Origin of the sequence: Streptomyces sp. NPDC048462 (genome assembly GCF_043200175.1) — a bacterium.
Taxonomy (GTDB): domain Bacteria; phylum Actinomycetota; class Actinomycetes; order Streptomycetales; family Streptomycetaceae; genus Streptomyces.
In genome coordinates this window covers 201,730-215,310 of record NZ_JBICXG010000011.1, presented here as the reverse complement: position 1 = coordinate 215,310, position 13,581 = coordinate 201,730, and the positions used below count along the sequence as shown (strand labels likewise).

The window sequence follows — 13,581 nt, the reverse complement described above, 5'->3', positions numbered from 1 at the left end:
CGCACGGCCGTCACCGGCCGTGGCGCATCAGACGCGGCGACGCTTCGGCGGACGGCAGCCGTTGTGCGGCGTCGGGGTGACGTCCTGGATCGAACCGACCTCGAGGCCCGTGGCCTGGAGGGAGCGGATCGCGGTCTCGCGGCCGGAGCCCGGACCCTTCACGAAGACGTCGACCTTGCGCATGCCGTGCTCCTGCGCGCGGCGGGCGGCCGACTCGGCGGCCATCTGCGCGGCGAAGGGGGTGGACTTGCGCGAGCCCTTGAAGCCGACGTGGCCGGCGGAGGCCCAGGAGATCACGTTGCCCGAGGGGTCCGTGATCGAGACGATGGTGTTGTTGAACGTGCTCTTGATGTGCGCGTGGCCGTGAGCGACGTTCTTCTTTTCCTTGCGACGCACCTTCTTGGCTGCGCCCTGACGACCCTTGGGGGGCATGTCTTTACTCCAGATGGAGAGGGGAGGTGATCGGTCCTACAGCGAAGACCGCTGGATGCTGCGGATGCCCGGGGACCCGGACCTTCGCAGTGCGTCCGCTGAGGACTACTTCTTGCCCGGCTTCTTCTTACCGGCGATGGCGCGACGCGGGCCCTTGCGGGTACGCGCGTTCGTGCTGGTGCGCTGGCCGTGCACCGGCAGACCACGGCGGTGACGAATGCCCTGGTAGCAGCCGATCTCGATCTTGCGGCGGATGTCGCCCTGGATCTCGCGGCGGAGGTCACCCTCGGTGCGCAGGTTGGCGTCCACGTACTCGCGGATCTTGACCAGGTCCTCTTCGGCCAGGTCACGAACGCGGGTGTTCGGGTTCACGCCGGTGGTGGCGAGGATCTCCTTGGACCGGGTGCGCCCGATACCGAAGACGTAGGTGAGGGCAACCTCCACGCGCTTTTCGCGCGGGATGTCAACACCTGAAACGCGTGCCATTCAATGGCTCCAGTTGTTATTTCGGGGGTCTTCCGCAGTGCCGCTCCCGACCGCCGACCCCTCACGGGGAGAGGTGGTACGCCCGGGTCTCCGGCCCCCGCCGGAGGTGTCGTCAGCCGTGGCTTGGACGGGCACTGCGTATGTACGTTTACGTGCGTCGCGCGAAGTCTGCGAGATGCAGGGGGTCGTGCGTCAGCCCTGGCGCTGCTTGTGGCGCAGGTTGTCGCAGATGACCATGACCCGACCGTGACGGCGGATCACCTTGCACTTGTCGCAGATCTTCTTGACGCTCGGCTTGACCTTCATGGGATGTCAGGTTCTCCGGGTCAGTGCCAGCACCCCGCCGCAGCGGAATGTGGGCAAGATCTACTTGTAGCGGTAGACGATCCGGCCACGCGTCAGGTCGTACGGGGAGAGCTCCACGACGACCCGGTCATCGGGAAGGATTCGGATGTAGTGCATCCGCATCTTCCCGCTGATGTGCGCGAGGACCTTGTGACCGTTCTGGAGCTCCACCCTGAACATGGCGTTCGGGAGAGACTCGATCACGGTGCCCTCAATTTCGATGGCACCTTGCTTCTTGGCCACGCTTCGCCTTTCGAATCGGCTACCTTGATCGGCTCCGTACCGTCGTGTGCACACATACGGGCACACTGATGCACGAGAGCCGACGAGTCAGTCTACGTCAGCGGACTCCAAAAGACGAATCCGTCAAGTTTGCCCACCGCCGGAGATCCTTAGACCTCCGGGCCACCGCCAATCACCCCGGCGGGCGCGGTGCACACCATTCAGCCCAGCGGGTCCGGCGCCGCCTCGATGCCGTACTGCGCGAGCTTCTCGCGGCCGCAGTCCGGCGCGGTGAGCACCAGCGGGCCCTGCTCCGTGAGGGCGATGGAGTGCTCCCAGTGGGAGGAGGAGCTGCCGTCGGTCGTGATCACGGTCCACTCGTCGGCCAGCACCTCGGTGCGGGCCGTGCCGAGGGAGACCATCGGCTCGATGGCCAGGCAGACGCCGGGGACCAGCTTGATGCCCTTGCCGCGCTTGCGGGCGACGTAGTTCAGCAGGTGCGGGTCCATGTGCATCTCGGTGCCGATGCCGTGGCCGCCGTAGTCCTCGACGATGCCGTACTTACCGGTCGACGGGCGGGGCTGGCGGCGGATGTAGGACTCGATCGCCCGCGAGATGTCGACCAGGCGGTTGTTCACCTTCATCGCCGCGATGCCGGCCCACATCGACTCCTCGGTCACCCGGGACAGCTCGACGAGCTCCGGAGCGTGACCGGTGCCGACGAAGGCCGTGTAGGCGGCGTCGCCGTGCCAGCCGTCGATGATCGCGCCGGCGTCGATGGAGATGATGTCGCCGTCCTTGAGGACGGTCTTCTCGTCCGGGATGCCGTGGACCACGACCTCGTTGACCGAGGTGCAGATCGTCGCGGGGAATCCGCCGTAACCGAGGAAGTTCGACTTCGCACCGTGGTCGGCGATCACCTTGCGGGCGACCTGGTCCAGGTCCAGCGTGGTGGCGCCGGGAACGGCGGCCTCTCGGGTGGCCGCGTGAATGGCAGCGACCACCAGCCCCGCCTCACGCATCTTCGCGATCTGCTCGGGGGTCTTGATCTGCACCATTGCGCGGCGCCTTTCTGCATACGGGACGGGGCGGCCTACTCAACGATACGGCCGCACGCACTCGGCCGCGGCGCCCATGGACGCCGCGGCCGAATGACAGGTACTACGGGTTCGCTCTCAGGCCTCGTCGGGCTTCTTGAGCGCCTCCATGGCCCGCTCGGTCACATCGGTGACCTTGCCGAGCGCGGAGATGGTGACCACCAGGTCCTGGGCCCTGTAGTAGTCGATGATCGGCTCGGTCTGCGTGTGGTAGACCTCGAGCCGGGTGCGGACCGTCTCTTCGCTGTCGTCGTCGCGCTGGTACAGCTCGCCGCCGCAGGTGTCGCAGACACCCTCGGTCTTCGGCGGGTTGTACGTCACGTGGAACACGTGCGCGCTCTCGTTGCGGCAGATGCGACGGCCCGCGATCCGCTTCACGACCTCGTCCTCGGGGACCTCGAGATCGAGAACCGCGTCCAGCTCTACGCCCTCGTCCTTGAGCATCACATCAAGGGCTTCGGCCTGGCCCACGTTGCGCGGGAAGCCGTCGAGCAGGAAGCCGTTGACCGCGTCCGACTGGGACATCCGGTCCTTGGCCATCCCGATCGTGACCTCGTCCGGCACCAGCTGCCCCGCGTCCATGTAGGCGCGGGCCTGCTTGCCAAGGTCAGTGCCCTGGCTGATGTTGGCGCGGAAGAGGTCGCCCGTGGAGATGTGCGGAATCGACAGGTTCTTGGCAAGGTACGCAGCCTGCGTTCCCTTGCCGGCACCCGGCGGGCCGACGAGGACGATTCGCATCAGCGGAGGAACCCTTCGTAATTGCGCTGCTGGAGCTGACTCTCAATCTGCTTCACGGTTTCCAGACCCACACCCACGATGATGAGGATGCTCGTCCCGCCGAACGGGAAGTTCTGGTTAGCGCCACCGAAGCCTGCCAACGCCATCGTTGGCACCAGAGCGATCAGACCCAGGTACAGCGAGCCCGGCCAAGTGATCCTGTTGAGCACGTAGCTCAGGTACTCGGCAGTAGGTCGACCAGCCCGGATACCCGGGATGAAGCCACCATACTTCTTCATGTTGTCCGCGACTTCCTCGGGGTTGAACGAAATCGCCACGTAGAAGAAGGCGAAGAAGACGATCAACAGGAAGTACGCGGTGATGTAGTACGGGTGGTCGCCCTTGACGAAGTGGTCCTTGATCCAGGTCGCCCAAGCCGCTTGGGAGTTGGAGAACTGGACGATCAGGGCCGGGATGTAGAGCAGCGAAGAAGCGAAGATGACGGGAATCACACCCGCCTGGTTCACCTTCAGCGGGATATAGGTGGACGTACCACCGTAAGACCTGCGGCCGATCATGCGCTTCGCGTACTGCACCGGAATGCGGCGCTGGGCCTGTTCGACGAAGACGACGAGGGCCACCATCACGAAGCCGATCAGGATGACGGTGCCGAACTCGATCCAGCCGTCGGCGAGCTTGCCGCTCGTCTTGATGGCCCACAGGGCGCCGGGGAAGCTGGCGGCGATCGAGATGAACATCAGGATCGACATGCCGTTGCCGATGCCGCGGTCGGTGATCAGCTCACCGAGCCACATGACGGCGGCGGTGCCGGCGGTCATCGTGATGACCATGGTGATGGTCGTGAAGAGCGAGTCGTTCGGGACGATCTGGTCAGCTACCGGGCAGCCGCTGAAGAGCGCACCGCTGCGTGCGGTGGCCACCAGGCCGGTGCCCTGCAGGATGGCGAGTGCGACCGTCAGATAACGCGTGTACTGCGTGATCTTTGCCTGGCCGGACTGCCCCTCCTTCTTGAGCGCCTCGAGTCGGGGAATCACCACGGTCAGCAGCTGAAGAATGATGCTGGCCGTGATGTACGGCATGATGCCGAGCGCGAAGATCGTGATCTGCAGCAGTGCACCACCGCTGAACATGTTCACCAGGCCGAAGAGGCTGTTGTTGCCCTTGCTTGCCTGATCAACACAGGTCTGGACGTTCTCGTAGCTCACCCCCGGGACCGGGATATGCGCCCCGAGCCGGTAGAGCACGATGATGCCGAGCGTGAAGAACAGCTTCTTGCGCAGGTCGGGCGTCTTGAACGCCCGGGCGAACGCGGTGAGCACGGTGCCTCCTGCGACCCCCGCGCGATGCGTAGAGGTGACGGTCTTGAGGATTGACGAATACGTAACAGTCAAAGGTCCCCGGACGACATGCGTCCAGGGCTTACCACAGCAACGGACGCCACCTTACCGGCGTACATGCCCCCCTAGGAACGACCAACCGGGGATGCCCCATATGAGAGGCATCCCCGGTTGGATGTTCAGGCCACCTATGTGTCCGAGTTGTCTCAGACCAGTTCGGTGACGGTGCCGCCGGCAGCGGCGATCTTCTCCTTGGCGGAGCCGGAGACGGCGTCAACCGAAACCTGCAGTGCCACGGAGATCTCGCCCTGTCCGAGGACCTTGACGAGGTGGTTGTTGCGCACAGCGCCCTTGGCGACCAGACCGGCCACCGTGACCTCTCCACCCTCGGGGTAGAGCGTCGCGAGCTTGTCCAGGTTCACGACCTGGTACTCGGTGCGGAACGGGTTCTTGAAGCCCTTGAGCTTCGGGAGACGCATGTGGAGGGGCATCTGCCCACCCTCGAAGCGCTCCGGAACCTGGTAACGGGCCTTGGTGCCCTTGGTGCCACGTCCGGCGGTCTTACCCTTGGACGCCTCGCCTCGACCCACACGGGTCTTGGCGGTCTTGGCGCCCGGGGCAGGCCGGAGGTCGTGGGCCTTCAGCGGCTGGTTCTCCGCCATGTCAGTCGACCTCCTCAACCGTCACGAGGTGGCGGACGGTGTTAGCCATTCCGCGGAACTCGGGGCGGTCCTCCTTGACAACCACGTCGTGCAGGCGCTTGAGCCCGAGCGAACGCAGGGTGTCGCGGTGGTTCTGCTTGCTGCCGATGTACGACTTGGTCTGCGTGATCTTGAGGCGAGCCATCACATACCTGCCGCTCGGGCACGGAGCAGCGCGGCCGGGGCCACGTCCTCGAGGGGCAGACCACGGCGAGCCGCGATCTCCTCGGGACGCATGAGGCCCTGGAGGGCCGCCACCGTCGCGTGCACGATGTTGATCGGGTTCGAAGACCCGAGCGACTTCGACAGGATGTCGTGAACGCCGGCGCACTCGAGCACGGCGCGCACGGGGCCACCCGCGATCACACCGGTACCGGGGGAAGCAGGCTTGAGCAGGACAACGCCCGCGGCCTTCTCGCCCTGGATCGGGTGCGGGATGGTGCCCTGGATACGCGGGACCTTGAAGAAGCTCTTCTTGGCCTCTTCAACGCCCTTGGCGATGGCCGCGGGAACTTCCTTGGCCTTGCCGTATCCGACACCGACGCTGCCGTCACCGTCGCCCACCACGACCAGCGCGGTGAAGCTGAAGCGACGACCACCCTTCACAACCTTGGCGACACGGTTGATCGCGACGACACGCTCGACGTACGCGGTCTTCTCCGCGGCAGCGCCGTCACGGCCCTTCCGGTCCCGCCGCTCGCCGCCACCGGCACCGCTTCCGCGGCGCTGGGGTCCAGCCATTGGAATTACCTCTCTCTGTTACGTCCGCTGTGCGTAGGAACCGGGACTTAGAACTTCAGTCCGGCTTCACGGGCGGCGTCAGCCAGAGCGGCAATCCGCCCGGCGTACTGGTTGCCACCGCGGTCAAACACGACGGCCTCGACGCCTGCGGCCTTGGCGCGCTCGGCGACCAGGGCCCCGACCTGCTTGGCGAGGGCACTCTTGTCACCCTCGACGCCGCGGATGGAAGCGTCGAGCGTCGACGCCGACGCGAGCGTGTGGCCCGCGATGTCGTCGATGACCTGAGCGACCATGTGGCGGTTCGAACGCGTCACAACCAAGCGCGGACGCTCGGGCGAACCGGAGATGTGCTTCCGGACGCGGATGTGGCGGCGCTTGAGGGCGGCACGCTTGTAGGCGTCGCCCTTGGCGATCTTTACACCGTATGCCATGGCTTACTTACCCGCCTTTCCGACCTTGCGGCGGATAACCTCGCCGGCGTACTTGACGCCCTTGGCCTTGTACGGGTCAGGCTTCCGCAGCTTGCGGATCTTCGCCGAAACCTCGCCGACCTTCTGCTTGTCGATGCCCTCGACACTGAACTTCGTGGGCGACTCGACCTTGAAGGTGATGCCTTCGGGGGCCTCGATGAGGATCGGGTGGCTGTAGCCCAGGGCGAACTCCAGATTGGAGCCCTTCGCCTGGACGCGGTAACCGACACCGCTGATCTCGAGCGCCTTGATGTATCCCGTGGTCACGCCGGTGATCATGTTCGCCACCAGCGTGCGGGACAGGCCGTGAAGGGCCTTGTTCTGACGCTCGTCGTTCGGGCGGACGACGTTCAGAACGCCGTCCTCACCCTTGGTGACCTCGATCGGCGCGGCGACGGTGTGCGAGAGGGAACCCTTGGGGCCCTTCACCGCGACCGTGCGGCCATCGATGGTGACGTCCACACCGGCGGGAACCTGGATGGGGAGCTTGCCGATTCGCGACATGAGCTATTCCTCCGTTCCCGACTACCAGACGTAGGCGAGGACTTCCCCACCTACGCCCTTCTTGCTGGCCTGCTGGCCGGTCAGGAGACCGTAGGACGTGGAGATGATCGCCACGCCCAGGCCGCCGAGAACCTTCGGCAGATTGGTGGACTTTGCGTATACACGCAGACCCGGCTTCGAAATACGCTTGATGCCGGCGATCGAACGCTCGCGGTTCGGCCCGAACTTCAGGTCGAGAACGAGGCTCTTGCCGACCTCGGCGTCCTCGACCTTCCAGCCGGTGATGAAGCCCTCCTGCTGGAGGATCTCCGCGATGTGCGACTTGATCTTGCTGTGCGGCATCTTGACGTCGTCGTGATACGCCGAGTTCGCGTTACGCAGACGCGTGAGCATGTCTGCGATGGGATCAGTCATGGTCATGAGTTGGCCTTCGGCCTCTCTCGCCGGGGTTTCCTGTATGCGCCATCCCTCTCCCCACTCAGTGGCGGGACGGGTGCGGTGCGGGGACCTACGGCGTAGTAAGTCGGTCTAGGGCGGCAGGCGCCCAACCACACAAGCCTACGGCATGTGAGGGCGGGCTCCTGCCGACCAGATACTTACCGAGAGCTTCCGGATAATCCCAACGCCCAGAGGGCGAAGGAGGATTACCAGGAGCTCTTGGTCACGCCCGGCAGCTCGCCACGGTGAGCCATCTCACGAAGGCACACGCGGCACAGGCCGAACTTGCGGTAGACGGAGTGGGGCCGGCCGCAGCGCTGGCAGCGGGTGTACCCGCGGACGCCGAACTTCGGCTTGCGGGCGGCCTTAGCGATCAGGGACTTCTTCGCCACGGTCAGTTCTCCTTGAACGGGAAGCCGAGGTGACGAAGGAGGGCACGACCCTCGTCGTCATTGGTCGCCGTGGTGACCACGGTGATGTCCATGCCCCGGACCCGGTCGATCTTGTCCTGGTCGATCTCGTGGAACATGACCTGCTCCGTGAGACCGAAGGTGTAGTTGCCACGGCCGTCGAACTGCTTCGGCGACAGGCCACGGAAGTCACGGATACGCGGAAGCGCGAGCGACAGCGTACGGTCCAGGAACTCCCACATGCGGTCACCACGGAGGGTGACGTGGCAGCCGATCGGCTGCCCCTCGCGCAGCTTGAACTGCGCGATCGACTTGCGGGCCTTGGTGACGGCGGGCTTCTGGCCGGTGATCGTGGTGAGGTCGCGCACGGCGCCATCGATCAGCTTGGAGTCGCGGGCGGCGTCGCCCACACCCATGTTGACCACGATCTTGACCAGACCGGGGATCTGCATGACGTTCTCGTAGGAGAACTCCTCACGCAGCTTGCCGGCGATTTCCTCGCGGTAGCGCGTCTTGAGACGCGGCGCTGTGGTGGTAGTCATCAGATGTCCTCACCGGTGCGCTTGGCAACGCGGATCTTGTTGCCCTCGTCGTCAAAGCGGTAGCCGACGCGAGTAACGACCTTGTTGCCGTCCTTCTCAACAACCAGCTGCACGTTGCTGATGTGGACGGGAGCCTCGGTCGTCACAATGCCACCGGTCTGCGAACCGCGAGCGGTCTGACCGGCCTTCGTGTGCTTCTTGACCCGGTTGACACCCTCGACGAGGACGCGGTCCTGAGCGGGGTAGGCAACGATGACCTTGCCCTGCTTGCCCTTGTCCTTGCCGGTGATGACCTGAACCAGGTCGCCCTTCTTGATCTTCATGCTTACAGCACCTCCGGCGCGAGCGAGATGATCTTCATGAACTTCTTCTCGCGCAGCTCACGGCCCACCGGGCCGAAGATACGGGTGCCGCGGGGGTCGCCGTCGTTCTTCAGAATGACGGCGGCATTCTCGTCGAAGCGGATGTACGAGCCATCCTGACGACGACGCTCCTTGACGGTGCGAACGATGACGGCCTTGACGACGTCACCCTTCTTCACGTTGCCACCGGGGATCGCGTCCTTGACGGTGGCGACGATGACGTCACCGATGCCCGCGTAGCGACGACCCGAGCCACCGAGAACACGGATGGTGAGAATTTCCTTCGCACCCGTGTTGTCGGCGACGCGCAGTCGCGACTCCTGCTGGATCACGTCTATCTCCTGATCGTCTGCCGGTTCCCGGCGGGGGCCGCTCCGTTACCGGAGCGAACCCCCGCCGAGCCTGGCGGAACCTGCCTGAGGGGAATGCCCTTCAGGAATTACTTGGCCTTCTCGAGGATCTCGACGATGCGCCACCGCTTCGTGGCGGACAGCGGCCGGGTCTCCATGAGGATGACGCGGTCGCCGACGCCAGCGGCGTTCTGCTCGTCGTGAGCCTTGAGCTTGTTCGTACGGCGGATGACCTTGCCGTACTTGGCGTGCTTCACGCGGTCCTCGACAGCGACGACGACGGTCTTGTCCATCTTGTCGCTGACGACCAGACCCTCACGGGTCTTACGGAAACCGCGGTCAGTGTTCGTCTCAGTCACAGTCTTCTCGCTCATCAGACGCTCTCCACCGTCTCGATGCCGAGCTCGCGCTCACGCATCAGGGTGTAGATCCGGGCGATGTCCTTACGGACGGACTTGAGCCGGCCGTGGTTCTCGAGCTGTCCGGTCGCCGCCTGGAAGCGGAGGTTGAACAGCTCTTCCTTGGCCTCGCGGAGCTTGTTGAGGAGCTCCTCGTCGCCCAGCTCGCGCAGCTCGGACGTCTTGGTACCGGCCGACATCACGACTCACCTGCCTCGCGCCGAACAATCCGGCACTTCATCGGAAGCTTGTGAGCAGCGCGGGTGAGCGCCTCACGAGCAATCTTCTCGTTCGGGTAGGACAGCTCGAACATCACCCGACCGGGCTTGACGTTCGCGATCCACCACTCGGGAGAACCCTTACCGGAACCCATGCGGGTCTCGGCAGGCTTCTTCGTCAGGGGGCGGTCCGGGTAGATGTTGATCCAGACCTTGCCGCCACGCTTGATGTGACGGGTCATCGCGATACGAGCGGACTCGATCTGACGGTTCGTCACGTACGCCGGGGTCAGCGCCTGGATGCCGTACTCGCCGAACGCAACCTGCGTGCCACCCTTGGACATACCGCTGCGCTTCGGGTGGTGCTGCTTGCGGTGCTTGACCCTACGGGGGATCAGCATTTCGGTCAGGCCTCCGTTCCGGTGCTCTCAGCCGCCGGAGCAGCGGCGGGCGCCTCGGCCTTGGGGGCCTCGGCGGCCGGAGCCGACTGCTGCGGCTTGCGGCCGCGGCCGCCACGCTCGCCGCCGGCGCCACCGCGGCCACCGCGGCCGGCCGGACGGTCAGCGCCGCCACGGGCCGGGCGGTTGCCCGCACGGGCAGCAGCGTTCTCGGCGCGGACCTCGGCGATGTTCTTGACGTCGCCCTTGTAGATCCAGACCTTCACACCGATGCGGCCGAAGGTCGTCTTGGCCTCGAAGAAGCCGTAGTCGACGTTCGCACGGAGGGTGTGCAGGGGCACGCGGCCCTCGCGGTAGAACTCCGAGCGGGACATCTCGGCGCCGCCGAGACGACCGCCGCACTGGATCTTGATGCCCTTGGCGCCGGCCTTCATCGTGCTCTGCATGCTCTTGCGCATGGCACGACGGAAGGAGACGCGGGAGGAGAGCTGCTCGGCGACGGCCTGGGCCACCAGCTGAGCGTCCACCTCGGGGTTCTTGACCTCGAGGATGTTCAGCTGGACCTGCTTGCCGGTCAGCTTCTCCAGCTCGCCACGGATGCGATCGGCCTCGGCGCCGCGGCGGCCGATGACGATGCCCGGACGGGCGGTGTGGATGTCAACGCGGACGCGGTCGCGGGTGCGCTCGATCTCAACCTTCGAGATGCCGGCCCGCTCCATGCCCTTCGTCATCATGCGACGAATGGCGACGTCTTCCTTGACGTAGTCCTTGTACAGCTTGTCGGCGTACCAACGGGACTTGAAGTCCGTGGTAATGCCGAGCCGGAACCCATGCGGGTTAACCTTCTGGCCCATTACCGGGTTCCTTCCTTGCTGCTGACGACCACGGTGATGTGGCTGGTCCGCTTACGGATCCGGTAGGCACGGCCCTGAGCACGCGGACGGAACCGCTTCAGGGTCGGACCCTCGTCCACAAACGCCTCGCTGATGACCAGCGAAGAGGCGTCGGGGTGGTCGTAGTTGTGTGCAGCGTTGGCGATGGCGCTGTCAAGCACCTTGCCAACCGGCACGCTCGCGGCCTGCGGGGCGAAACGCAGGACCGCCTGAGCCTCCGTGGCATCCATGCCACGGATGAGGTCCACCACTCGGCGGGCCTTCATGGGCGTGACGCGGATGTACCGCGCCTGGGCCCTGGCTTCCATGGTTGTCCCTTCGGTGTGAGTCATAGTCGTTTCCACCCCGCGCTAGCGGCGCTTCGACTTCCGGTCGTCCTTGACGTGGCCGCGGAAGGTGCGAGTCGGCGAGAACTCGCCGAGCTTGTGGCCGACCATCGACTCGGTGACGAACACCGGGACGTGGATCTTGCCGTTGTGCACCGCGATGGTGTGACCCAGCATGGCCGGGATGATCATCGAGCGACGGGACCAGGTCTTGATGACGTTCTTGGTGCCGGCTTCGTTCTGTACGTCCACCTTCTTGACGAGGTGGCCGTCGACGAAGGGCCCCTTCTTGAGACTGCGCGGCATCTAAACCCGCTCCTAGCGCTTCTTGTTCGTCTTGCGGCGGCGGACGATGTACTTGCTCGATGCCTTCTTCGGCGAGCGAGTACGACCCTCCTTCTGACCCCACGGCGAGACCGGGTGACGTCCACCGGAGGTCTTGCCTTCACCACCACCGTGCGGGTGGTCGACCGGGTTCATCGCAACACCGCGGACGGACGGGCGAACGCCCTTCCAGCGCATGCGACCGGCCTTGCCCCAGTTGATGTTCGACTGCTCGGCGTTGCCGACCTCGCCAATCGTGGCGCGGCAGCGGGCGTCGACCAGCCGGATCTCACCGGACGGCATACGAAGGTGGGCCATGGTGCCCTCCTTCGCCAGCAGCTGCACGGAGGCACCCGCGGAACGGGCGAACTTCGCGCCGCCGCCGGGCCGCAGCTCGATGGCGTGGATGGTCGTACCGACCGGGATGTTGCGCAGCGCCAGGTTGTTACCGGGCTTGATGTCGGCGGCCGGGCCGTTCTCGACACGGTCGCCCTGACCCAGGCCGCGCGGCGCGATGATGTATCGCTTCTCGCCGTCGGCGTAGTGCAGGAGCGCGATGCGCGCGGTGCGGTTCGGGTCGTACTCGATGTGCGCGACCTTGGCCGGCACGCCGTCCTTGTCGTGACGACGGAAGTCGATCACGCGGTAGGCGCGCTTGTGGCCACCACCCTGGTGGCGAACGGTCACACGACCGGTGTTGTTACGGCCGCCCTTGCTGTGCAGGGGGCGGACCAGCGACTTCTCCGGCGTGGACCGCGTGATCTCGACAAAGTCGGCGACGCTGGAGCCACGACGGCCCGGGGTCGTCGGCTTGTACTTGCGGATACCCATTTCTCAGTCCTCGTCCGATTCCGGACGACTCGACCTCCGTTAGGAGGTCGGGCCGCCGAAGATGTCGATTCGGTCGCCCTCAGCGAGGGTCACGATGGCGCGCTTGGTGTCTGCGCGCTTGCCGAAACCGGTCTTGGTGCGCTTGCGCTTACCCTGACGGTTGATCGTGTTGACCCCGGTGACCTTGACCGAGAAGACCGCTTCGACGGCCTGCTTGATCTGGGTCTTGTTGGAGCCGGGCGCGACGATGAACGTGTACTTGTTCTCGTCGAGCAGCGCGTAGCTCTTCTCCGAAACAACCGGCTTGACGAGAACGTCACGCGGGTCGGAGTAGGTCTTGCTGGTAACGGTCGCCTCACTCATCAGGCGTCGCTCCCTTCGGTCTCAGCGGTCTGGGGGCCAGACACGAAGGACTCGAAAGCGGCCTGGGTGAAGACCACGTCGTCAGAGACGATCACGTCGTACGTGTTCAGCTGGCCCGGGTCCAGGATGTGCACCTGGGGCAGGTTGCGAGCGGAGAGCCACGCGGCCTCGTCGCTGCGGTCGACGACCAGGAGCACGTTCTTGCGCTCGGAGATCTTGCCGAACAGCGTCTTGGCGGCCTTCGTGGACACCGCGGCACCCTCGACCACGCCGGTGACGACGTGGATGCGGGAGTGACGCGCCCGGTCGGAGAGGGCACCGCGCAGGGCGGCGGCCTTCATCTTCTTCGGGGTGCGCTGCGAGTAGTCGCGCGGCTTGGGGCCGTGCACGACGCCACCGCCGACGAACTGCGGTGCACGGGTCGAACCCTGGCGGGCGCGGCCGGTGCCCTTCTGGCGGTACGGCTTACGGCCACCACCACGGACTTCACCGCGGCGCTTGGTCGAGTGCGTGCCCTGACGGGCAGCTGCCAGCTGTGCGACAACGACCTGGTGGATCAGCGGAACGCTGGTCTTCGCGTCGAAGATCTCCGCGGGGAGCTCGACGGTACCGGCCTTGTCGCCTGCCGGCGAAAGGATGTCAATGGTGCTCATTA

Annotated in this window: 26 protein-coding genes; all 26 read right to left on the bottom strand. The window is 65.3% G+C overall.

The genetic code is table 11. The features are described from left to right. Positions 1-27: 27 nt before the first annotated feature. Positions 28-432, bottom strand: coding sequence for a 30S ribosomal protein S11 (gene rpsK / locus ACGFU6_RS20565; protein ID WP_003956432.1), 405 nt, complete (start codon positions 430-432; stop codon positions 28-30). Between the two features lie 105 nt (positions 433-537). Continuing rightward, on the bottom strand, positions 538-918 hold the full coding sequence (rpsM, locus tag ACGFU6_RS20560; RefSeq protein ID WP_014047799.1) for a 30S ribosomal protein S13: 381 nt from the start codon (positions 916-918) through the stop codon (positions 538-540). 192 nt (positions 919-1,110) lie between these two features. Then, complete coding sequence (rpmJ, locus tag ACGFU6_RS20555) at positions 1,111-1,224, bottom strand: 50S ribosomal protein L36 (RefSeq protein ID WP_003956441.1); 114 nt, start codon at positions 1,222-1,224, stop codon at positions 1,111-1,113. A gap of 60 nt (positions 1,225-1,284) precedes the next feature. Next, on the bottom strand, positions 1,285-1,506 hold the full coding sequence (infA, locus tag ACGFU6_RS20550; RefSeq protein ID WP_014047798.1) for a translation initiation factor IF-1: 222 nt from the start codon (positions 1,504-1,506) through the stop codon (positions 1,285-1,287). Positions 1,507-1,706: 200 nt separating this feature from the next. After that, positions 1,707-2,543: a type I methionyl aminopeptidase gene (map, locus tag ACGFU6_RS20545; protein WP_393612593.1), complete on the bottom strand. Its 837-nt coding sequence runs from the start codon at positions 2,541-2,543 to the stop codon at positions 1,707-1,709. 117 nt (positions 2,544-2,660) lie between these two features. Further along, complete coding sequence (locus ACGFU6_RS20540) at positions 2,661-3,320, bottom strand: adenylate kinase (RefSeq protein ID WP_123524183.1); 660 nt, start codon at positions 3,318-3,320, stop codon at positions 2,661-2,663. Further along, a complete protein-coding gene (gene secY / locus ACGFU6_RS20535; RefSeq protein ID WP_123524184.1) occupies positions 3,320-4,639 on the bottom strand; it encodes a preprotein translocase subunit SecY in 1,320 nt (439 codons plus the stop codon). The genes ACGFU6_RS20540 and secY overlap by 1 nt, the downstream gene beginning before the upstream one ends. Before the next feature lie 224 nt (positions 4,640-4,863). Then, positions 4,864-5,319, bottom strand: a complete 456-nt coding sequence (gene rplO, locus ACGFU6_RS20530) for a 50S ribosomal protein L15 (protein WP_073732675.1) — start codon at positions 5,317-5,319, stop codon at positions 4,864-4,866. A gap of 1 nt (position 5,320) precedes the next feature. After that, positions 5,321-5,503 (bottom strand): 50S ribosomal protein L30, encoded by a 183-nt coding sequence (gene rpmD, locus ACGFU6_RS20525; RefSeq protein WP_024491595.1) that lies wholly within the window; start codon positions 5,501-5,503, stop codon positions 5,321-5,323. Beyond that, a complete protein-coding gene (gene rpsE / locus ACGFU6_RS20520) occupies positions 5,503-6,099 on the bottom strand; it encodes a 30S ribosomal protein S5 (RefSeq protein ID WP_393612590.1) in 597 nt (198 codons plus the stop codon). Before rpsE ends, rpmD begins: the two co-directional genes overlap by 1 nt. 47 nt (positions 6,100-6,146) lie before the next feature. Beyond that, a complete protein-coding gene (gene rplR / locus ACGFU6_RS20515) occupies positions 6,147-6,530 on the bottom strand; it encodes a 50S ribosomal protein L18 (protein ID WP_024491593.1) in 384 nt (127 codons plus the stop codon). Positions 6,531-6,533: 3 nt separating this feature from the next. Further along, positions 6,534-7,073 (bottom strand): 50S ribosomal protein L6, encoded by a 540-nt coding sequence (gene rplF / locus ACGFU6_RS20510; RefSeq protein ID WP_393612588.1) that lies wholly within the window; start codon positions 7,071-7,073, stop codon positions 6,534-6,536. Positions 7,074-7,094: 21 nt separating this feature from the next. Continuing rightward, entirely contained in the window at positions 7,095-7,493 is a 399-nt protein-coding gene (rpsH, locus tag ACGFU6_RS20505) for a 30S ribosomal protein S8 (protein WP_393612586.1), read from the bottom strand. 224 nt (positions 7,494-7,717) lie between these two features. Further along, on the bottom strand, positions 7,718-7,903 hold the full coding sequence (locus ACGFU6_RS20500; protein ID WP_024491590.1) for a type Z 30S ribosomal protein S14: 186 nt from the start codon (positions 7,901-7,903) through the stop codon (positions 7,718-7,720). 2 nt (positions 7,904-7,905) lie between these two features. Next, complete coding sequence (gene rplE, locus ACGFU6_RS20495) at positions 7,906-8,463, bottom strand: 50S ribosomal protein L5 (protein WP_018550615.1); 558 nt, start codon at positions 8,461-8,463, stop codon at positions 7,906-7,908. After that, a complete protein-coding gene (gene rplX / locus ACGFU6_RS20490; RefSeq protein WP_389685538.1) occupies positions 8,463-8,786 on the bottom strand; it encodes a 50S ribosomal protein L24 in 324 nt (107 codons plus the stop codon). The genes rplE and rplX overlap by 1 nt, the downstream gene beginning before the upstream one ends. 2 nt (positions 8,787-8,788) lie before the next feature. Then, positions 8,789-9,157: a 50S ribosomal protein L14 gene (gene rplN, locus ACGFU6_RS20485; protein ID WP_003966950.1), complete on the bottom strand. Its 369-nt coding sequence runs from the start codon at positions 9,155-9,157 to the stop codon at positions 8,789-8,791. A gap of 107 nt (positions 9,158-9,264) precedes the next feature. Then, the gene (gene rpsQ, locus ACGFU6_RS20480; RefSeq protein ID WP_393612584.1) at positions 9,265-9,549 is read right to left on the bottom strand and encodes a 30S ribosomal protein S17; all 285 of its coding nucleotides are present in this window, start codon (positions 9,547-9,549) and stop codon (positions 9,265-9,267) included. After that, the gene (gene rpmC / locus ACGFU6_RS20475) at positions 9,549-9,773 is read right to left on the bottom strand and encodes a 50S ribosomal protein L29 (RefSeq protein WP_136328433.1); all 225 of its coding nucleotides are present in this window, start codon (positions 9,771-9,773) and stop codon (positions 9,549-9,551) included. Before rpmC ends, rpsQ begins: the two co-directional genes overlap by 1 nt. Then, on the bottom strand, positions 9,773-10,192 hold the full coding sequence (rplP, locus tag ACGFU6_RS20470) for a 50S ribosomal protein L16 (protein ID WP_003966953.1): 420 nt from the start codon (positions 10,190-10,192) through the stop codon (positions 9,773-9,775). The genes rpmC and rplP overlap by 1 nt, the downstream gene beginning before the upstream one ends. Before the next feature lie 5 nt (positions 10,193-10,197). Continuing rightward, entirely contained in the window at positions 10,198-11,043 is an 846-nt protein-coding gene (gene rpsC / locus ACGFU6_RS20465) for a 30S ribosomal protein S3 (protein WP_393612582.1), read from the bottom strand. Further along, positions 11,043-11,390, bottom strand: a complete 348-nt coding sequence (gene rplV, locus ACGFU6_RS20460; RefSeq protein ID WP_073733141.1) for a 50S ribosomal protein L22 — start codon at positions 11,388-11,390, stop codon at positions 11,043-11,045. Before rplV ends, rpsC begins: the two co-directional genes overlap by 1 nt. 42 nt (positions 11,391-11,432) lie before the next feature. Next, a complete protein-coding gene (rpsS, locus tag ACGFU6_RS20455) occupies positions 11,433-11,714 on the bottom strand; it encodes a 30S ribosomal protein S19 (protein WP_015610726.1) in 282 nt (93 codons plus the stop codon). A 12-nt stretch (positions 11,715-11,726) separates the two neighbouring features. Further along, the gene (gene rplB / locus ACGFU6_RS20450; protein WP_024494973.1) at positions 11,727-12,563 is read right to left on the bottom strand and encodes a 50S ribosomal protein L2; all 837 of its coding nucleotides are present in this window, start codon (positions 12,561-12,563) and stop codon (positions 11,727-11,729) included. A gap of 39 nt (positions 12,564-12,602) precedes the next feature. Next, complete coding sequence (gene rplW, locus ACGFU6_RS20445; protein ID WP_014154589.1) at positions 12,603-12,926, bottom strand: 50S ribosomal protein L23; 324 nt, start codon at positions 12,924-12,926, stop codon at positions 12,603-12,605. Beyond that, entirely contained in the window at positions 12,926-13,579 is a 654-nt protein-coding gene (gene rplD / locus ACGFU6_RS20440) for a 50S ribosomal protein L4 (RefSeq protein ID WP_393612580.1), read from the bottom strand. The genes rplW and rplD overlap by 1 nt, the downstream gene beginning before the upstream one ends. Positions 13,580-13,581: the final 2 nt, after the last annotated feature.